At 54.3% G+C, this 19,299-nt stretch carries 20 protein-coding genes; 4 read left to right on the top strand and 16 right to left on the bottom strand.

Going from position 1 to position 19,299, the window contains the following annotated elements; all coding sequences use genetic code 11:
• Window positions 1-23 precede the first annotated feature (23 nt).
• Window positions 24-797, bottom strand: a complete 774-nt coding sequence (locus ACJ69_RS06875) for a DeoR/GlpR family DNA-binding transcription regulator (RefSeq protein ID WP_054829720.1) — start codon at window positions 795-797, stop codon at window positions 24-26.
• Window positions 798-883: 86 nt separating this feature from the next.
• Between ACJ69_RS06875 and ACJ69_RS06870 the strand changes: the two genes are divergently transcribed.
• Together ACJ69_RS06870 and ACJ69_RS06865 are read left to right on the top strand one after the other, a co-directional pair.
• Window positions 884-1,468: an NUDIX domain-containing protein gene (locus ACJ69_RS06870; protein ID WP_059346743.1), complete on the top strand. Its 585-nt coding sequence runs from the start codon at window positions 884-886 to the stop codon at window positions 1,466-1,468.
• A gap of 301 nt (window positions 1,469-1,769) precedes the next feature.
• Window positions 1,770-2,462: a helix-turn-helix transcriptional regulator gene (locus ACJ69_RS06865; RefSeq protein WP_029741270.1), complete on the top strand. Its 693-nt coding sequence runs from the start codon at window positions 1,770-1,772 to the stop codon at window positions 2,460-2,462.
• A 14-nt stretch (window positions 2,463-2,476) separates the two neighbouring features.
• Here ACJ69_RS06865 and ACJ69_RS06860 read toward each other — a convergent pair whose 3' ends face one another.
• Window positions 2,477-3,115, bottom strand: coding sequence for an acyl-homoserine-lactone synthase (locus ACJ69_RS06860; RefSeq protein WP_054829721.1), 639 nt, complete (start codon window positions 3,113-3,115; stop codon window positions 2,477-2,479).
• A gap of 384 nt (window positions 3,116-3,499) precedes the next feature.
• Between ACJ69_RS06860 and tam the strand changes: the two genes are divergently transcribed.
• Entirely contained in the window at window positions 3,500-4,258 is a 759-nt protein-coding gene (tam, locus tag ACJ69_RS06855) for a trans-aconitate 2-methyltransferase (protein WP_059346742.1), read from the top strand.
• Window positions 4,259-4,262: 4 nt separating this feature from the next.
• On the opposite strand, the gene ACJ69_RS06850 is transcribed toward tam, so the two are convergent.
• From ACJ69_RS06850 to ACJ69_RS06825, 6 genes are all read right to left on the bottom strand, one after another.
• Window positions 4,263-5,453, bottom strand: a complete 1,191-nt coding sequence (locus ACJ69_RS06850; protein WP_059346741.1) for a cytochrome c biogenesis protein/redoxin — start codon at window positions 5,451-5,453, stop codon at window positions 4,263-4,265.
• A 135-nt stretch (window positions 5,454-5,588) separates the two neighbouring features.
• Window positions 5,589-6,887: an ATP-binding protein gene (locus ACJ69_RS06845; RefSeq protein ID WP_059346740.1), complete on the bottom strand. Its 1,299-nt coding sequence runs from the start codon at window positions 6,885-6,887 to the stop codon at window positions 5,589-5,591.
• Window positions 6,884-7,624, bottom strand: coding sequence for a response regulator (locus ACJ69_RS06840; protein ID WP_054829722.1), 741 nt, complete (start codon window positions 7,622-7,624; stop codon window positions 6,884-6,886). The genes ACJ69_RS06845 and ACJ69_RS06840 overlap by 4 nt, the downstream gene beginning before the upstream one ends.
• Window positions 7,625-7,668: 44 nt before the next feature.
• Window positions 7,669-8,664 (bottom strand): alpha/beta fold hydrolase, encoded by a 996-nt coding sequence (locus ACJ69_RS06835; protein WP_059346739.1) that lies wholly within the window; start codon window positions 8,662-8,664, stop codon window positions 7,669-7,671.
• A 145-nt stretch (window positions 8,665-8,809) separates the two neighbouring features.
• A complete protein-coding gene (locus ACJ69_RS06830; RefSeq protein WP_054829723.1) occupies window positions 8,810-9,250 on the bottom strand; it encodes a GNAT family N-acetyltransferase in 441 nt (146 codons plus the stop codon).
• Between the two features lie 12 nt (window positions 9,251-9,262).
• Window positions 9,263-9,733, bottom strand: coding sequence for a GNAT family N-acetyltransferase (locus ACJ69_RS06825; protein WP_059346738.1), 471 nt, complete (start codon window positions 9,731-9,733; stop codon window positions 9,263-9,265).
• A gap of 117 nt (window positions 9,734-9,850) precedes the next feature.
• Between ACJ69_RS06825 and ACJ69_RS06820 the strand changes: the two genes are divergently transcribed.
• On the top strand, window positions 9,851-10,399 hold the full coding sequence (locus ACJ69_RS06820) for a GNAT family N-acetyltransferase (protein ID WP_054829724.1): 549 nt from the start codon (window positions 9,851-9,853) through the stop codon (window positions 10,397-10,399).
• Here ACJ69_RS06820 and ACJ69_RS06815 read toward each other — a convergent pair.
• The 8 genes from ACJ69_RS06815 to ACJ69_RS06780 form a co-directional block, all read right to left on the bottom strand.
• The gene (locus tag ACJ69_RS06815; protein ID WP_029741260.1) at window positions 10,387-11,301 is read right to left on the bottom strand and encodes a bestrophin family protein; all 915 of its coding nucleotides are present in this window, start codon (window positions 11,299-11,301) and stop codon (window positions 10,387-10,389) included. The two genes, ACJ69_RS06820 and ACJ69_RS06815, sit on opposite strands and share 13 nt — an antisense overlap.
• Window positions 11,302-11,501: 200 nt before the next feature.
• Window positions 11,502-12,953, bottom strand: a complete 1,452-nt coding sequence (locus tag ACJ69_RS06810; protein ID WP_059346737.1) for a tagaturonate reductase — start codon at window positions 12,951-12,953, stop codon at window positions 11,502-11,504.
• 116 nt (window positions 12,954-13,069) lie between these two features.
• Window positions 13,070-13,597, bottom strand: a complete 528-nt coding sequence (locus ACJ69_RS06805; RefSeq protein ID WP_054829725.1) for a GNAT family N-acetyltransferase — start codon at window positions 13,595-13,597, stop codon at window positions 13,070-13,072.
• An 82-nt stretch (window positions 13,598-13,679) separates the two neighbouring features.
• Window positions 13,680-14,645, bottom strand: coding sequence for a sensor domain-containing diguanylate cyclase (locus ACJ69_RS06800; RefSeq protein WP_059346736.1), 966 nt, complete (start codon window positions 14,643-14,645; stop codon window positions 13,680-13,682).
• Between the two features lie 119 nt (window positions 14,646-14,764).
• Entirely contained in the window at window positions 14,765-16,204 is a 1,440-nt protein-coding gene (locus ACJ69_RS06795; RefSeq protein WP_059346735.1) for a sensor domain-containing diguanylate cyclase, read from the bottom strand.
• 113 nt (window positions 16,205-16,317) lie between these two features.
• The gene (locus ACJ69_RS06790; protein ID WP_047060875.1) at window positions 16,318-16,674 is read right to left on the bottom strand and encodes a DUF4186 domain-containing protein; all 357 of its coding nucleotides are present in this window, start codon (window positions 16,672-16,674) and stop codon (window positions 16,318-16,320) included.
• Window positions 16,674-17,600, bottom strand: a complete 927-nt coding sequence (glsB, locus tag ACJ69_RS06785; RefSeq protein WP_023311792.1) for a glutaminase B — start codon at window positions 17,598-17,600, stop codon at window positions 16,674-16,676. Before glsB ends, ACJ69_RS06790 begins: the two co-directional genes overlap by 1 nt.
• A 62-nt stretch (window positions 17,601-17,662) precedes the next feature.
• Window positions 17,663-19,252, bottom strand: a complete 1,590-nt coding sequence (locus ACJ69_RS06780) for a methyl-accepting chemotaxis protein (RefSeq protein ID WP_059346734.1) — start codon at window positions 19,250-19,252, stop codon at window positions 17,663-17,665.
• Window positions 19,253-19,299 lie beyond the last annotated feature (47 nt).

Here is a 19,299-nt window from a genome sequence, read left to right as displayed (position 1 = left end):
AGCCTGTGAGCACAGGCTGGCTATCAGAGAGTGTCACTCTCTGAGGTCAACACGACGGATACCCCCTTTTCCGATACCGCGCGGATCCACTCATTATCGGTATTGTCTTCAACGATAATGGTGTTCACCGATGACACATCGCCAATCACAAACGAAGACGCTGTGTTGATCTTTTCCGGAGAAGCCAGGACAACCGTCTCCGCGGCTCTGCCGGAAAATGCACGTTTGATGCACGCTTCTTCGAAATCGCCGGTTGTCAGCCCCGCCTCAGGATGGATCCCGGTCACGCCCATAAAGAACAGATCTGCATGAATATTTTCGATGCCTTCGATGGCCGCAGCGCCGACCGCAACAATGGAATGCTTATACAAGCGACCACCGATCAGAATCACCTCGATGGACGGATGATCCACAAGCCCCAGGGCGATGCTCGGACTGTGCGTAACCACCGTGATGCGCAGGTCAGGAGGGAAAAACGTAATCAGCTCCGAAGTTGTCGTGCCACCGTCAACGATCACCACCTGGCCTGATGAAATCAGCTGTGCCCCTTTCCGGGCCACCCTTTTTTTTGCATCCATCTTCACGGACTGTCGTTCGGAAAATGGCGCAACAGCAGAAGATGACGGCAGCGCGCCGCCGTGAACACGCTGTAAACGCCCTTCTGCCGCCAGCTCGCGTAAATCACGCCGAATGGTGTCTTCAGAGACGTCAAAGAAAATACTTAGTGCTTTTGACTGGACCTGACCTTCGGCGCCAAGCTTTTCAAGGATCAGTTGTTTTCGCTGACTGGTGAGCATCATGAATTCCTGATGTTGCATGTTTTATCTTGAAACTGCACGATAATGCTGTTTATGATAATTACTCTACGTAAGGAGGAACAAACGTGCAATCAAAACGTGCAGATGTGCGCATCATTGACAGTGAAACCCTGTCAGATAGCTGGTACAACCTTAAAAAATACACCTTCGACCTGCAGCGCCGTGACGGTGAATGGCAACGACAGCAACGAGAGGTCTACGACCGTGGCAACGGCGCGACTATTCTTCTCTACAACCGTGAGAAAAAAACGGTGATCCTGACGCGCCAGTTTCGCTTCCCTGTCTTTATCAACGGTCATGAGGACGATTTAATTGAAGCCGCGGCGGGACTGCTGGACAACATGGATCCCGAAAGCCGCATAAAAGCAGAAGCGGAAGAAGAGACAGGATTTCAGGTTTCGAGCGTGCAGAAAATCTTTGAAGCCTATATGAGTCCAGGCTCCGTCACGGAAAAACTCTATTTTTATCTTGCCGAGTATCAGCCGAAAGACAGAACCGGCGAAGGCGGCGGGATCAAGGCTGAGGGAGAAGATATCGACGTGCTGGAAATGACGCTTGAAGAGGCATTATGCGGCATTGAAACAGGCAAGATTGTCGACGGTAAAACCATTATGCTGCTTTATCATATTGCTCTTAAAGGCATTATGTAGCCTGCGGGTTAAAATCCTGATGACAATCAGCTTCGTTACGCTTGTTCGGCACTCGAATGTAAAGCGGAAAACCTCCTAAATTTCGCAGCCTACTATATTTAGTGAACTATTTCGGGATTCGACAAAATCGTCAACAATTCGCTGAGTCATCTGCATTTGCCATTTAGAAATGCCAAACGTCGACAGGCTGCCCGCTTAGGTAGCCTGTCTTATCTGTTGACTGGATTAAAATGCGACTCGCTACAGATAACGAAGCATATTATACTTGCTCCTCCACTCGAACAGGAGGCAAGCAACTCACGTGAAGGATACATATTACAACGACATAACGATCAATACGCTAATTCAGAGTGAGCTGGACGCGTTTTTTGAGGACTTCAAAGGGATCGTCTTCGCCTACGCCATTATGAACAAGAAAGATCCTTCACAGATGCGGATAATCAATAACAGCCCCGAGTGGTTTGATATCTACCTCGACAGGAAATATCAGTTCATTGACCCTGTTATCATTCGGGCTTTGCGCTGTGTTGAAGATTTTTTCTGGGAAAGTGATGTCATCCTGTCTGATGGATATAACCTGACGCGTATTTTCAACGAAAGCGTCCAGTATGATATCTACCAGGGGCAGACTTTCCCTCTGCATGATTATCTGAATAATCTTGTCGTCTTATCCGTCATCAGTCCTAAGCATTCTGGGATTGATATAGAAAAATATCGGCCACAATTTTTAAGCTTCCTTGTTCAACTGCATCAGAAGACACTCAATCTGTATAGCCAGCATCAACAGAAAAAGAATGTTTTTCTGTCGCCACGTGAGCGACAAATCCTTAAATGGGTCAGCGCCGGGAAAACCTACGCAGAAATTTCTGTTATTTTGTCTATTGCTGAACGCACCGTTAAATTCCATATGGGGAATGTAATGAAAAAACTCGGTGTGAATAATGCCAGGCACGCAATTAAACTTGGAACAGAACTACGATTACTGGACGACTGAGCCTCAGCCACTGGTTATAAGTGGCGTAAATGCTCCAGCATTTCGCGAAGCCAGTGACTGGATTTATCTTTGCTAATAATGTCTTCAATAATGCTGATACTGGCAGGCATAAATATATAGTAAATAACCTCCCCTTTTTCAGACACGCCGCGTTGAATAACTTCGACTTTCCAGTTTGCATGGCGAAAAATGGCATACATACCACGACTGACTACTGCGTACATTCCACGATATTTATTCTTAATGCAATAAATATTCATCGCAAGAAACAATGCCTTACTCGCGGGCACGCCCTGCAGACTTGAGGAGTCTCGTCTTTCTTTATCTAAAAATAAACGGCTAATTTCACAGCAGGGAACATCTGCCGGAAAAATAATGGTTTCGGTAAAATAATTGTGAAAAATTTCGCTTATCATCGTCGGATGCGTCGCGTTAATGAATCGTGCGCCGCATAACAATTCTCCCTCATACATACCCAACAAGTATGTCGTGTTTGGGTTGTCAAATTGATCCTTTTCCATATCTTCCACGCATTCAACTTTCCAGTCGAGTCGGTCCCGAAAGGTTTTTCTCCTGAGTCGAAAGAGTTCGCGGGCTAATGCTGACGGTAAATCATCGTAATCATGCAAAAAAAACTCAATAACAGAATTCATTGCTCTTATTCCTGATAATAACACCTGAAACTATTATCCCCTGTCTTTTAGGACAGCTTTCATTGTGCATGGTATTCCTTATACTTAAAAAGTACCCGGCCACTAAGTCCTCGTGAAACTCAGTGGCCAGGAGGTCAAAGACCTACGAAACACCAGGGATATATCCACTCATGATTATCTAATATTTATAGTTTCGGGTACAGAGTGTAAGAAGCACTTAACCGATAAAATATTAAAAAACGATAATCATAAAATAATTACAATTAAAGTATTGCCCCTTAAGAATTTAAGGGGTAATATTTCCTTTTTCTTATTTTTTCCCCTATTATCTCTGTTCTTACTGCTGTGCTACTCTTGCAGAAGCATGCTAAACGGAGAACCAAAATGGCCGACTGGAATCCTTCTCTTTACCTGCAATACGGCGCGGAAAGAACGCGTCCTGCCGCTGAACTGCTCGCCAGAATTCCTCTGGATGAGGTCTCCACCATCGCTGATTTAGGCTGCGGGCCGGGAAACAGCACCGTGCTGTTGAAGCATCGCTGGCCTTTGGCGCACATTACCGGGGTCGACAACTCCCCTGCAATGCTCGAGGAAGCAAGAGCCGCATTGCCTGACTGCCATTTTGTTGAGGCCGATATCCGCCAGTACAAGCCTGGCCAGCCGCTGAGCCTGATTTATGCCAACGCTTCGCTGCAATGGGTTCCTGGCTACTACGATCTCCTGCCTCATCTCGTTTCTTTGCTCACGCTTAACGGCGTATTAGCGATCCAGATGCCTGACAACTGGCTTGAACCCACTCACGTAGCGATGCGCGAAGTGGCGCTGGAGCAAGACTACCCTGACCGCGGCCGCGAACCTCTCCCGGGCGTGCATGCCTATTACGACATCTTGTCGGAGGCAGGCTGTGACGTGGATATCTGGCGAACAACTTATTTCCATAAAATGAGCTCGCACCAGGCCATTATTGACTGGGTAAGCGCCACCGGTTTGCGCCCGTGGCTCCAGGAACTGAATGAGAGCGAGCAGAAACGTTTCCTGAAACGCTACCATGAACTTCTGGAAGAGCAGTATCCGCTCCAGGAAAATGGGCAGATACTGCTCGCTTTTCCGCGGCTATTTATCGTGGCTCAACGCCAGCCCTGACGGGTTATGACCGGGCTTCTTTCAGCAGTTGCTGGATGACCTTTTCCTGCTGCGCATAATCTCCTTCGCCAAAGGCGGTATAGCGTAGCTGGCCTTTTGCATCAAAATAGTAATGCGCTGGCCAGTACTGGTTCCCGAAAGCGTTCCAGATTTGATAGTTGTTATCCGTCACAACCCGATACGGCAGCTGCCATTTCTCCACCGCGGTTTTTACCGACGAAAGCGGCTTTTCCCAGGGATATTCCGGCGTGTGAACCCCAATCACGACCAGCCCCTGAGACTGATACTTCGTGTCCCAGTCTCTCACATGGGGAAGCGTATGCTGACAGTTAATGCAATCCCACGTCCAGAAATCAATTAACACCACCTTCCCTCGCAGGGATTCAGACGTGACAGGGTCACCGTTAATCCACCCTGTTCCTCCACTTAACGAAGGCAACTGGCTGCTGGGCTCTGCCATCACCACCGGCCGGAGCTTCACCGGCGCGGCTGTGGGTTTCGCCAGCGTCAAAAGTGTTCTCTCCAGACGGTCTGTAACGCCATTTGCTCCTTTCAGAAGCGAAGTCATTCCTGTCGCGTTAAATACGACTGCCGCCAGCATCACCACGCCCGCCCCCTGCCGCAGCTTTTCCATCAGTGCCGATTTTGCTCTTAGAGGTGCCATCAGCGTGCGGCCTCCTAAAACGAGCAGGCTCAGCATCAGCGCGCATCCGCTGCCGTAGGCCGCCAGCAGCGCGCCCGTCGCAATGGCCGAGTGGCCCGCGATATTAATGCTGAAAATGGCGCCCAGTATGGGACCGGCGCAGGGAGACCAGAGCAGCCCCACCGCAAGCCCGGCCAGAAAAGCCGATGCCATACCGCGCGTTTGCCCGCTTCGGGCGTTGAGGACGTTTCCCGCGCTGACGGCCGGACCCGCAATACGCTGGGCAAATGACGGAAAAATTAAGGCCAGCGCGGCCGCGGCCAGAATGACGAGGGCGATCCAGCGCCCAACGATGGTTGCCTCGGCGATCCACGCGCTGGCGACGGTGACGACCATCGCCACCAGGGTGAACATCACGATCATCCCCGCGAGCAGGGCCAGAATATGCCGTCGCTGTCCCTGAAAACCGGCGAACAGGAGCGGGATAACCGGGAGCGTACATGGGCTAAGCAGGCTTATTACCCCGCCCAGAAAAGCGATTACCAGAAACATAGACACCTCACAATACAAGTCCTGCGACGCTGCAGTGAGGCTATTTCATCGTGCGGATGTGTTCAGGATATGTGTAAAAACGCGGGTTTTGTCTGGCTCTGTATCACCCAGGCCGGGAGATACAAAGCCGTACAATTAACGGCGTGGTAGCGTAATGGAAACATCCAGTCCGCCTCCGGCCCGGTTCGTCAGGTTGAGCTTTCCTTCCAACTGAGCGGTGAGCTGCGCGGCAATCGCCAGGCCGAGCCCTGTTCCGCCGGTATCGCGGTTGCGCGATGTTTCCACCCGGTAAAACGGCTGTAATACCGCCTCAAGCTCGTCATCGGGTATTCCCGGCCCGCCGTCCGTGATGTGAATCACCACCTCTTCGGAAGACGAATCATCAATGGCAATAATGGCATACCCACCGAACTTAAGGGCGTTATCCAGCAGGTTGGTCATCACCCGACGAAGCGCCTGCGGACGCGTAACGATCGGTAAACGGGCTTCGCCTGCCTGAAACTGCACGTTTTTACCGATGTCCTGATAATCGCAGGCGATGCTGTTGACCCAGGCGTTCAGCTCCAGCTTCAGCGGAGTCTCTTCCAGTGATTCTGATGACCGGGCATACGCAATGCCCTCGCGAACAAGACGCGTCATGCTATCAAGATCGTTCAGGAGCTTGTCGCGAAGTTCGGGTTCCCCAGCCATCTCGACGCGCAGCTTCATGCGGGTAATCGGCGTCTGAAGATCGTGAGAAATGGACGCCAGGATCTGCGCGCGCTCCCGGAGATAAGACTGAATGCGCGCCTGCATCGCGTTGAAGGCATGCGCAGCACGCTGCACCTCAAGCGGCCCTTTCTCCGTCATTGGCGTGCTGGCCGCCGGATCCAGTGCATCCACCGCGCGGGTAAATTGTGAAAAAGGCCGCACTACCTGCCGCACGGCAATCCAGGCGCACGCAGCCAGTAACAGCAGCTGCAGGATCAGCACAACGGGCAGCCAGCTGGCGACCGGCGGCATGCGCGGGATCAGGTCAATGGTCAGCGGCGCGCCGTCGCGCAGCGTCAGATGCGCCTGGATGTGTGAAACGGAACCGGGAACGGCGGTGAAGCTGAGCGGGTACTGTGTCGCGAGCGTCACTTTTAAGGTCCGGATGGCGTCCTGCGAACGCTTATCCGTCGGCGCGTTGCCGGGCTCTCCCGGCCCCAGAATATAGCGGTAATTGCCCCGTTCGAGGCGCGGAAGCCAGGCCGCGCGTTCGCTGGCCGGCAAGCGGTCTAAAATGGCGACGCTGGTTGCAACGTCGTTTTCCAGGTTACCGAGCATCACCGTTCTGGCGCTGTGCATTCGTTCAATCATGACCAGCGTCAGGCTCAGGCCGTTAGCCAGCAGCAGACCGGACAGCACGACGAGCAGCAAGCGGGCCAGCAGCGAGCGTGGCCAAAGCGTCATTCGTTAGCCTCTTTGATGGTGACCGGCATCGTAAAAACGTAGCCTTCGCTGCGCACGGTCTTGATATAGGCGGGCGTGCGGGCATCTTCGTTCAGGCGCTGACGGACCCGGCTAACCAGCAGGTCGATAGAACGTTCAAAAAGCTCAGCGTCGCGCCCCTGCGTCAGGTTGAGCAGCTGATCGCGGGTCAGCACCCGCTGAGGATGATCAAGGAAAACGCGCAGCAGGCGATACTCCGCCCCGCTTAGCGCCACGATCACCCCTTCCGGATCGATTAAGTGGCGGGCAACGGTATCGAGCTGCCATTCACCGAACATCACCAGCCGCCCTACTTCCGTCACCTGCAGATTGGGCGGCATCGTGCGAAAACGTCGTAAAATCGCTTTGATACGCGCCAGCAGTTCGCGGGCGACAAACGGCTTCACCACGTAGTCATCCGCGCCCATCTCCAGACCCAGGATCCTGTCCGTCTCCTCATTGCGGGCCGTCAGCATCAGGATGGGCAGATCTTTATATTTACCGACGCGTAGCTCTCGGCACAGCGTAAGGCCGTCGTCGCCGGGCATCATGACATCCAGCACCACCAGGTCGATATGCTGTTTATCCAGCACGACGCGCATCTCTTTGCCGTTGGCCGCGCCCGTCGCGCGATAGCCAGACTTACCGAGATAATCGACAATCAGTTCACGAATATCCCTGTCGTCATCGACGACAAGGATATGATCAATATGCTCCACCGAAATCTCCAGACCGAAGGGTAACGTACTGAAAATAGCACATTTCAGAGCTTGTCCGCGTCAACGACGGCCTTGACGAAATCCTGCGGATCTTCCTGTGGCGGATTGTGCCCCACGGTTGCCCCGAAGGTGCGATGCTCATATTTACCTGTAAATTTACCCGCGTAGGCCTGCGGTGCCGGATGCGGCGCACCGTTGTTTCCACCTTCGATGGTGATCGTTGGAACGGTGATATCTGGCAGCGTGGTGAGTTTTTGCTCGTAGCTGTCATATTTGCGCTCGCCTTTTTCAAGCCCTAAACGCGAGCGATAGTTGCTGAGCGTCACGGCGACGTGATCCGGGTTATCGAGGGATTTGGCGCTGACGTTAAAAACAGCATCGCTAAATTTCCAGTCAGGCGAGGCCTGAGACCAGATTAAGCGCGCGAAGTCATGTGTGTTTTTGGCATAGCCTTCAGCACCGCGCGCGGTGGCAAAATAGAACTGATACCACCACTGCTGCTCCGCTTTTGGCGGCAGCGGCTGTTTGCCAATCTGCTGGCTGCTGATGAGATACCCGCTCACCGATACCAGTGATTTAACCCGCTCTGGCCACAGCGCCGCAACGATATCCGCGGTACGGGCACCCCAGTCATATCCTGCAAATACCGCCTGCTTAATATTAAGAGCGTCCATCAGGTTTACAATATCTTTCGCCATGGCTGAAGGCTGGCCGTTGCGCGGCGTTTTGGCTGACAGAAAGCGCGTGGTGCCGTAGCCGCGCAGAGAAGGCACAATCACCCGATAGCCTTTTGCCGCCAGCGCGGGGGCGACGTCGGCATAGCTGTGAATGTCGTACGGCCAGCCGTGCAGTAAAATAACCGGCTGACCGTTTTTCGGGCCGATGTCGACATAGCCGACATTCAGATCGCCGGCGTTAATTTGCTGCGGATGATCAAAGGCTGCCGCGAAATTTGTGCCGGTGACTTCAGCCTGACAGGACATCACGGTGCCAAGAGAAACGGTCAGTGCGAGAGTTGAGTACGCGAATTTGCTAAACATGTTGGTATCTCCGGTTGAGTACAATTCACGGGGATATAACAACACTGCAATGTATAGCGGATATGTGCGAAAGCGGGTTTATTGCAAGCCTGTGTATGTATCCGGGACGCTGATACAGTGTGATACAAACCCAGGCCTTGTCGCCTTAAAGGGAGAGGCGATAGCGGACGTAATCGTCAGCTTCGCCATATTTGTCATAGAGTTTACGCGCCGGGTTATTCTCACGGGTGACCCAGTACAGCTTGGACCACCCTTCGCGCTTGCCTTCCGCAATCAGAGCATCAATAAGCGCCTTACCGGCTCCCGCTCCGCGTTCGTCGGCATCAACAAACAGATCTTCCAGGTAGCAAACGGGTGCCGTTGACCAGGTTCCTTCGTGTAGAACGCACATTGCGAAACCGATGACCTTTTGGTCCTTCTCGACCACCCGGCAGAACATCGGTGAATGCGCAGAGAGCGCCCTTTCCCATGTCGATGCGGTGACGGATTCCTCAAGGTAGCAATCATAAAAATGGGTATAGCCATCCCAAAGCGTTCGCCATTGGGAGTAATCGTCTTCGCATAGAGGTCTTACCGTGACAGCCATGTGTTCCTCACATTACAAATCGATCGCCATTTCGAAACAGCGTAAATCAACACCTGCCATACGCGAGTGATGATAGGTTTCGCGCAGCGTCACAAACCCCAGCTTATGATAAAACGGCTGGGCGTTAGGCGTTGCATCCAGCCTCAGGTGGGTTATCCCCCGGCTACGGGCCTCACTTTTGAGCGCCTCGATTATCCGGGTCGCCATGCCTTTGCCGAATGCCGCGGGCAAGGTGAATATCGCCTCCAGGCAGTGGGTATCCAGATCCAGATAGCCGGTTGCCGCAGCGTCGCCCTTTTCATCTTCCACCACATAAAAAGGGTATTCAACGATCGTCTGCCGAAAGCGTTCAGGCATGAGATCTGGCGTCCAGCGCGCAATGACGTCGGCGTCGTAGCTGGTTTTACAGCCGTGACGAATTGCCTGATTGCGAATATTCCAGAGTATTTCGGCTTCCTGCGGGTTGGCCCGTCTTAATACCATGATGACCTTTGCAATTGTTAGTAGTATGGGAAAAGAGCTCAGTGGGATAGAGTGCCGTAAAGATGAAAATACCAGAACGCAAACAAAAGCATAACGCTTAAATATGGAGATCCGCGGATGACGATACCGACGCTCACGACAGAACGCCTACTGCTAAAACCGCTGGTTGCCGAAGATGCGGCCCAGATTCAAAAGCTGTATCCGCGCTGGGAGATTGTCCGCTATATGGTCTCTTCCGTGCCCTGGCCCTACCCGGATAACGGTGCGGAAAACTATGTCAACAACGTGGCGCTGCCGGATATGGCAAAAGGGATCGCATGGTTCTGGAGCATCCGCCGTCGCGAGGTGCCGGATGAGTTGATGGGTATTATCTGTTTGTATGACGTCGAAGATAACAACCGTGGATTCTGGTTGGCCCCGGAGTTTCAGGGTCAGGGATACATGCGCGAGGCCAGCATTGCCGCGACGGATTACTGGTTCAATACCCTAAACAAACCCGTATTACGCGCCCCGAAAGCCGCCGCCAACAGCCGCTCCCGGCGTATTTCAGACAGTAGCGGCATGCGGCTTATCAGAACGGAACAAAAAGCCTACGTCAGCGGCATGCTGGATTCCGAACTGTGGGAGATCACCCGCGACGAGTGGAACGCCCGTCAGGTCAGCTGATAATGCTTATCCGGCATCAGCCTTTCCGGAATGTTCTCTTCATCGTTCATCTGCAGCAGATCGCGTTCCATCATGTTGCAGATGGCGTCCAGCGGCAGATCGTTATTCTCTGTGCCGAACGGGTCTTCCAGCTCTTCCGCCAGGGTGTCCAGCGAGATAAAGGTGTAGGAGATCAGCGCCGAGACAAAGGGCGTCATGTAGTGCAGATCCACAACCAGCGCGAACGGCAGCATGATGCAGAACAGATACACCGTGCGGTGCAAAATCAGCGTATACGCAAACGGCACCGGCGTTGTCGCAATGCGCTCGCACCCGGAAAGCACGATGGACATATCGTTCAGACGGTTGTTCAGACTGTGGAACAGGATGTCTGAAAGCTGCCCGCTTCGCCGCCGCACGGCCAGCCACTCCCCCATGATCAGTAAAATACGGTTCGCCGGCGAGTTGGCGCTCATCACGTGACGTAAATCATCCGGAGCAAGATAGCGAGAAAGCTGCTCGGCGTTCAGCTCCCGGCGCAGGGTCATGCGCAGGCAGTTGGCAAAAGCAATCTGCAGGCGGACAAATTCCCCCAGGTGCTTATCGTCAGGTAAAGTGTTTTTTACCTCGCGAAACAGCGAGCGCGCCGCTATCATCAGCTGCCCCCACAGCAGGCGAGCCTCAACGTAGCGTGAATAACAGGCGTTGTTTCTGAAACCCAGAAAGATAGCGATCGCCACGCCGAGAATGCTAAACGGCGCCACGGTAAATTTGATGCCCAGCGAGGTATACCACGGCAGCATCAGGATAACGGCAATAGAAAGCAGGAAGTTGAGCAGCAGTCGGGTGTAAATTTTGGGAAGTACCGAACCGTGCCAGACAAAAATCAGTTGTAGCCAGTGCTGTTTAGGACGAACAATCATAGTGAATTTCAGGAAGGAAAAGAGCGTGGCTATTAAACGTGATCTCCCTCACCGTTGCAAGCATGTTAACGGAACATTGAATTTTATGACCTGCCTGGCGATAACCGCACGGTGCTGCATGTGTTTTTAAAAAAAGAGCATATAGTATGTTGTAACTAAAATGAGGTGTAATTAAACCCGGCCGAAGCCGGGTGACGTCATTAGCAAAGGGGGTTCACCGCTGCGCGCATTCCCTTCAGGAGAATGGCGTCAAGATCCAGGGTGACCTGGTCGACAAGTCCGGAGAACTGCGTGAGATCCTGTTCCCAGTGCTCGCTCACGCTCAGTACGGATTGCACCAGCTCACGGGTGCTCAACTGCTGGTCGCGATGCTGTGCCCACAGCTGCTGATAACGTTCCAGCCAGAAGGCATCATCCTGCACAGGATAGTTTTCCCCGTTACGTTCCCCGCGATAAAACGCTATCAGTGCAGCCAGAGCGAACGTCAGACGTGCAGGCAGTTGTCCGCTTGCCTTCTGCCCTGCCAGTAGCTGCGGCAGGATGCGGGTGCGGTATTTGGTCATGCCGTTGAGCGCAATGGAAAGCAACTGGTGTCGGATGTAGGGATTACGAAAACGCCCTGTTACCGCACTGGCGAAAGATTCCAGCTCGTCACGCGGCAGATCGAGGACCGGAATGATCTCCTGATAAATTGCTTTTTCGACGAATGCGCAGATCTCTGCATCATTCATCGCCTCGCCTACCGTATCCAGCCCGGCCTGGAATGCCACCGGCACCAGCGCAGTGTGTGCGCCGTTCAGGATAGCGACTTTGCGCTCTTTGTAGGGCCTGATGTCGTCGACAATCAGCACATTCAACGGGTACTTATCCAGGCGGAGTTCCTGAGCAAGGGATGCCGGCCCCTGGATAACGAACAGATAGAAATGTTCAGCCGTATCCAGGAACCCATCGTGATAGCCCAGCTCAGCTTCCAGCGTGGCCGCTTCGTCGCGCGGGTAACCGGTCACGATACGGTCGACCAGCGTCGAGCAGAAGCTGTTGGCGTCGTTTAGCCACCGGATAAAGGCCGCAGGCAGCGCCCACTCCCGGGCATAGCGCAGGACAAGTTCACGCAGCGCATCACCGTTGTAGTCAATCAGTTCGCACGGAATGATGATCCAGCCTTTATCCGCTGCACCGTTGAAGTGGCTGAAGCGCTCAAACAGCAGTCGCGTCAGCTTCGCCGGGTAGCTCACAGCAGGGGCATCGTCGAATCGGTCACCCGCGTGGTAGCTAATACCCGCTTCGGTAGTGTTCGAGAAAACAAAGCGCATATCCGGATTGTGCGCCAGTTTCAGGAACGCATCATACTGGCTGTAGACGTCGATCTCCCGGTTAACCGAGCGGATAAGACGGCTCTCACTTACCGCTTCATCCTGCCCGTTCAGGCCGCGAATGATAGTGGTATAGAGACCATCCTGAGTGTTCAGCGACGGCGGGAAGTCGCTATGAATAGGACGGACGATAACCACTCCGGCGTTCAGATCGGTATGTTCATTTAGCAGGTCAATTTGCCAGTCGACAAACGCACGCAGGAAGTTGCCTTCACCAAACTGAATAATGCGTTCCGGGTATTGAGCACCGGGAAAATCACGACGGTTGAGCGTGTTCACAGGGATTCCTTTTATGATTAGTCATACAGCCTGATAAGATTGGTACGATAACTTATCAAAACTTAACGACCAGATACCCTGTTTTGATCAATCCACGGCGTAGTTGTACAAAATAATCATAAGAACTTATAGAACACGGACGTGGCCGTCATGGCGCCGTCCGGCATCAGGGCATAGCGCGGGATCTCCCCCACCTTTTGCCAGCCGGCACGCTGGTAGAACGTCTCGGCGCCGCTGCCGGTGGAGGTATCGAGCACCAGAACCGAAATATCTCTGGCCCGCGCCTCCGCTTCAAGCGCTTCCATCAATGCCATCGCGGCACCTTTGCGCCGCGCTTTCTCGTGAACCAGCAGCTTCGCCACATCGGCTCGATGCGGCTGGTTTTCCGGCTGGTCGACGATCAGCTGTACCGTTCCGATGACGCGGTCCTGCGGGTCGATACTGGCCAGCACGAGGCGCTCGTTGCGCCCTACGCTTTCAGCGATGCCGCGCCAGAACGAACGAGCCTTATCCAGACTAAAGGGAAGCATAAAGCTAACGGATGCCCCGCCGTTCACACAGTTTTCGAGGATCCCGGCCAGCGCATCAAGATGGGTGAGAATGTCGTCTCGGGTGAGGTTTTTGATTTGCAGTGAGGTATTCATTGTTTTTCCTTACGTTGAATACCGTCACTGTGCATTTAACATCTTCTTAACGCAAACGGATCGGACATAAGCTTTTGTTATGTTACCGGACGCGCTGGCGCTGCTGTTTCATGGCATACATTTTTTCATCGGCCTCTTTTAACCACTGCTGCAGGTCGTTGCCGTTATGATCGAATTCACTTAGCCCCCACGAGAAATGGAGCGACCAGGGGTGAAGCTTCCGGGCGTTATAGCTTTCGACCTGCTCGGCGAGATACTGCATGGCAATCCAGGCGCCCTGCTCATCCGTATCCGCGAACAGCACGGCGAACTCGTCCCCGCCAAAACGCACCAGCAGATCCGCTTCACGGAAAGAGGCGCGCATCAGCTGCGCCATCGCTTTCAGCGCCTTATCCCCCTCTTCATGCCCGAAGCGATCGTTAATTTCCTTAAAGCGATCCAAATCCAGCCAGCCGAGCGTCAGCTGCTCAGCGCGACGCCGGGCAACGGAAAGCGTGAACCGCACGAGCTGATTAAAGCCCCGACGGTTGAATAACCCGGTTAATTCATCCGTGGTCGCCGCGCTGATGGCAGCAAATTCATCTTCCGCCAGCGCGCCAAGATCTCCCAGCACGGCGAGGTCGGCGGCAGAAAACTCGCGGGGAGCGTAATCAATCAGGCACAGCGAGCCAACGCTTGCGCCGTCGCGCAGGCGCAGCGGGAAGCCCGCGTAAAAGCGCACGCGAGGCTCACCGGCCACCAGCGGGTTATCCGCAAAACGATCGTCCTGCAGCATATCCCCCACCACCAGCGGCGCTTCGGTGAGGATCGTATGGCCACAAAATGAGATATTGCGCGGAACGCTGCCGGGCGCCTGGCCGTCGGCCGACTTAACGATCAGCGAATGCTCATCAATGAGATTGACCATCGCCAGCGGCACCTGGAAGAAGCGTTTTGCCAGACGCGTTAAGCGGTCAAACGCCGGGGAGCTGTCGATATCAAGCAGGCCTGATTCTCGTAGCGAGTTGAGTCTGTCTGTTTCATTTTCAGGGGTTGCAGGTGCTTTCATAATGTCTCCTGACGTAAAGCGTTACTAAAAGCGTAGCTTAAACAGAGACATTGTCAGTGTTCTGACAGCCTGTTAAGCCGCTTACTATTCACGTCAATGCCTTATGACGATTAACGCAGCTATGTTTCACTCCCGGAGGGCGCGGCAAGTTGCTCGTCCGCCACCCGGGCGCTGGTACGGTTTCGACCCGCTTTTTTTGAACGATAGAGATGATCGTCCGCTTCGGCCATGAGCTTGTTGAAGACCTCGGTCAACTGCCAGGACTCGGCCTTTCCGCTGCCGAGGCCAATGCTGACCGTCAGATAGAGCGTCTGGTGACGCCATGTAAAAGGATGGCTGGCAACGGTGGCTCGGATACGTTCAGCCAGTTCAAAACCGTGCTGCGCGTCGCCTGAATTGACCACCACGGCGAACTCTTCCCCGCCCATGCGCGCCACCATGCCGTCTTCCCCGACGACCTGCTGCACCTGTCGGGCAAACGACGCCAGCACGCGGTCTCCGCACTCGTGGCCGTAGTTATCATTAATGCTTTTGAAATAATCAATATCCAGCAGCATGACGGTCAGAAAACGCGTGTGCCGGTACGTCTCTTCATGCTTTAACGCCTCATAAAGCCCGGAACGCGAGTAGACGTGCGTTAGAAAGTCATAATCCGCCCTCAGTGAAACCTGGCGGATCAGGGAATTTATCGCCGCCATGCTGACGGAAACCATCACCGGGCAGATCGCCATCGTGGCGATCCCCAGCCGGGCTGAAAACATCATTGGCGTCGTAAACGGCGTCGCCACGGCAATATTAATAACCGAGTTGGCGACCAGAATAATTTCAGTGGCACCCGTGATAAACGTCAGCAGACAGGTCGCAGGCAACGAGTAACGAACCGCACACCAGATAAGCGCGGGCAGAGGAAACGAGAGGCTCCCCGCGCCGCCAATCACCACCGACGCGATCACCGAGACGATCAGCGCAATTACCGGCAGCAGCTGCTCCAGACGTAACCTGAGCTCACGCCCGGGCATACGTAACGTGAGCATACAGGGCACAACAAGCACGCCGGTTGAGAACTGCTCGCTAAACCAGTCGGCAAACAGCGGCCAGAAGGTATGACTGTCAATCCCGACCGACCCTACCGCGCCGAGCAAGGCGCAAAGCAGCGCGGCAATCAGACAGTAGTTAAACAGGCGTAGCGCGTTAAGCGGATCGGGGGTTTTCTTCATCAGCCGCTTGTCGCGCTGGACCAGCACGGCGACGGCGACGATAAAGATCATGTTTGACAGGTTGATCACCACGGAGGCCATACCCCAGTTGGTCGTTACCGCGTCGTACAACAGCATCGCGACATAACATACCGCGTAGTAATGCAGGCGATTCAGGTAAACATAGCGGGCGAATATCCCTGCCATGACGCCATTCAGCGGCCAGAACAGCGACAGGGCCTCAACGAGCCGTAATTCTGCGCCCACAAAATAGAATAAGGTGGTGAGGATGAAGATCGTCGCTGCATTTCGCAGCGGCGTGTCAACCTGGAACGGCCTGAAAGCGGTAAGAGCAGAACGCATTAAATATCATTCCATATGAAAGCTTATGGCAATTATTGCGGTCGTCAGCATGATCGGGACTAACTTGGGATGCATCTATAACACAAATACCACGGGAGCATAACTCGTCAAATTTAGGCGTTCATCTGCAGCACCAGCCAGTGGTGGATGACGCTGACGATATAATTTTGTTGCGGCGCCGTGAGCGTTACGCCCTGTGGAATATTATGCCATTTTGCCAGACAGCCCCGACAGCAGGTAGCGGTGGCATGCTGGGCGATAAACACCGGGTGACCGCGCATGGGCGTCTGTTTACCGTCGTTTGCGGGGTGAGCGGGCGCAAGGCGCTTTTCGACAAAATCCGCGGCGTGCCGGTCAATGGTTTCGGGGCCTTTGTCCCAGCAGTACTGTCGTTCCTTATCGCCTAAGCGAAAGCGCGAGCGAAATGTCGATCGCGCCAGGCGGGAAAAGAGAGGATCCAGATCGGACATCAGTATACGGAACGTCCCAGGCGCTGGGTCAGTTTCTCCAGAACCGCCACGCCGGCAAGCGAATTTCCCGTTTCATCCAGTTCCGGGCTCCAGACGGCTATCGCCATTTCATGCGGCACAATTGCTACGACCCCGCCGCCAACGCCAGATTTAGCCGGAAGCCCAACGCGCCAGGCAAACTCACCGGCGTTTTGATACATCCCGCTGGTAGCCATCAGCGCGTTAACCTGCCGAGCCTGAAGCGGAGAAACGACCTCCTGATCGAGATGCGGCGCGTGCCCCTGGTGTGCAAGGAACAGGAACGTCTGAGCCAGCTCAACGCAGCTCATTTTCAGGGCGCAGTAATGGAAGTAGTTTTGCAGCACGGTCGCCACGTCGTTGTGGAAATTACCGAAGGATTTCATCAGCCACGCGATAGCCGCGTTACGGGCGGAGTGTTCAAACTCCGAGCGTGCCACCACCGCATCATAGGCAATATCGTCAACGCCCGAGAGCTGGCGAACAATCTCCAGCATCCGCTGACGCGGTGCGCTGAGGCGACTTTGCAGCATATCGCAGACCACCAGCGCCCCGGCATTGATAAAGGGATTTCGCGGTTTACCCTGCTCAATCTCGAGCTGAAGCAGCGAGTTAAAAGGCTGGCCGGAAGGATCTTTACCGACACGCTGCCAGATCTCTTCTTCTTCATACTGGCGCATCGCCGCAACCAGACTCAGCACTTTTGAAATGGACTGAATGGAAAAACGCTCAGTCGCATCGCCTGCCTGGTATCGCTGTCCGTCAATGGTACAGATAGCAATCCCCAGCTTATTCCCGCTCACCGAGGCAAGGGCCGGAATATAGTCGGCAACCTTCCCCTTTCCAATTAACGGACGAACCTGCGCCAGAATCTCGTCCAACATCTCATTATGGATGACCGCAGCCACACTTTGCTCCTTGCCCTCAGGCTAAAACGGGCTGCGAGTATAACAGAGGCTTATGTATTGCGTCAGGCGCTAAGACGAAAACGCGAAACGGCCTGCAATAAAAGATCGGATTGCTTTTGCAGCCGCTCAGAGGCATCCGAGGCGTCAGAGACCAGCAGGTCCGTCTGACGGGAGACCTGATTCAGCGCCTGAAGCTGGCGCGTCATCTGGTGAATACTGTCTCCCTGGCTGAGCGTGGCGGTTGAGATCTCATTAAGCAAACTGCTTAAATTGCCCACCAGACCGGTGACCTGCTGCAAATTCTCTTCCATCAGGTTAACGGCGCGGGAACCGTCTTCAATGCCCTGCAGCGAGCGGTTAATAAGTTCCTGAATGGTCTGCGTCGAGTGGCTGCTTTTTCGGGCCAAAAGCCCGACTTCCCTGGCGACGACGGCAAAGCCGCGCCCCTGGTTTCCGGCATGGGCCGCCTCGATGGCGGCATTCAGCGCCAGGATGTTGGTCTGAAACGCCACGCTGTCGATCATCGCCACGATCCCGCGCATCTCAGAAGATCGGTCGACGATCGCCTGCATGGACGCATTCACGGTCGACATCATCCGGTCGCCGCCCGCGGCCGCATGCCGCGCTTCATCGGCCCTCGAGCTGGCGAGCCTGGCATAGCCGGTATTCCCTTCCACATGGCTTTCCAGCGCCGCGATATGCGCCGTCACATCCTCAAGCTCTTTCGCCTGGCGCGCTGACTGCTGATACAGCTTCTGGTTACCCTCCGCAAGGGAGTCAATGTTCTCCACCATCGTTGCGGTGGCATGGCTGACCTGCGTCACCAGCTGCTGCAGACCGTGCTGCATCGTCGCAATACTGTCGCTAAGCTGACCTATCTCCCGGTTGAAGCGCATGACCTTCGGCGGCGTGCCGGAGAGATCCCCTGCCGCCAGCCGGTTAATATGCGCAATCAATCGACGCAGCGGCGTAATCACCCATCTGGACATGCCGAACCAAACAACAATCGCGATGGCAAGCAGCAGCACCGGCGCAAACAGGAACAACGTTTGCAGGCCGGAGAGCTGCGCCATTAAGCTCTGGCGTCCCTGCATGGCCTGCTTCTCGCTTGCCTGCTGATAGCGCGCATAGTTGTCGTTAAAATCAGACTGAAACGCCTGAGCCGGTACGGCAAAAAACGCGTCGATGGTGTTGGTCTTAATCAGACCTTCAGCCTGCTCGTTGATCGCGCCGTAAAAAAGCTGATAGCTGTTCACCAGGGCATCGTCTTTCGGCGGATTCAGCGCCAGCCAGGCCTTCCACGCCTGCTGAGAAACCGCCAGCGCCTTTTGCGCATCGTCCATCAGGCTGTGCCAGCTCCCGTCGGAGCCGGTCTCTTTATCCTGCATAAACCAGACGCCGGACCGGTTAAGCAGGTCGCTTGCCGCCAGCAGGGAAACGCGGGCCAGATCCAGCTTGCTCTGCTGCTGCCAGGCCAGCAGGTTTTGCTGCTCGTTGCGCTGGGCGTCGTTCAGGGAGGCGTTAAGCAGGAATGAGGAGGAGAGCTGCAGCGCGGAGAAAAGGCCAATAATGCAAAAGATACCCGTCAGCAGGCCAAAGTGACGAGGGGTGAGACGCTGCGCAATACGGCGAAAAATTTGCGTTAGGTTCATAATTATCTTCATTAACAATACGTTAGACGCGTGCGAGTCTACGAAAT

The organism is Enterobacter asburiae, assembly GCF_001521715.1.
Taxonomy (GTDB): domain Bacteria; phylum Pseudomonadota; class Gammaproteobacteria; order Enterobacterales; family Enterobacteriaceae; genus Enterobacter; species Enterobacter asburiae.
The sequence above is the reverse complement of the archived record's forward strand: the minus strand, read 5'-3'. Positions and strand labels throughout refer to the sequence as shown.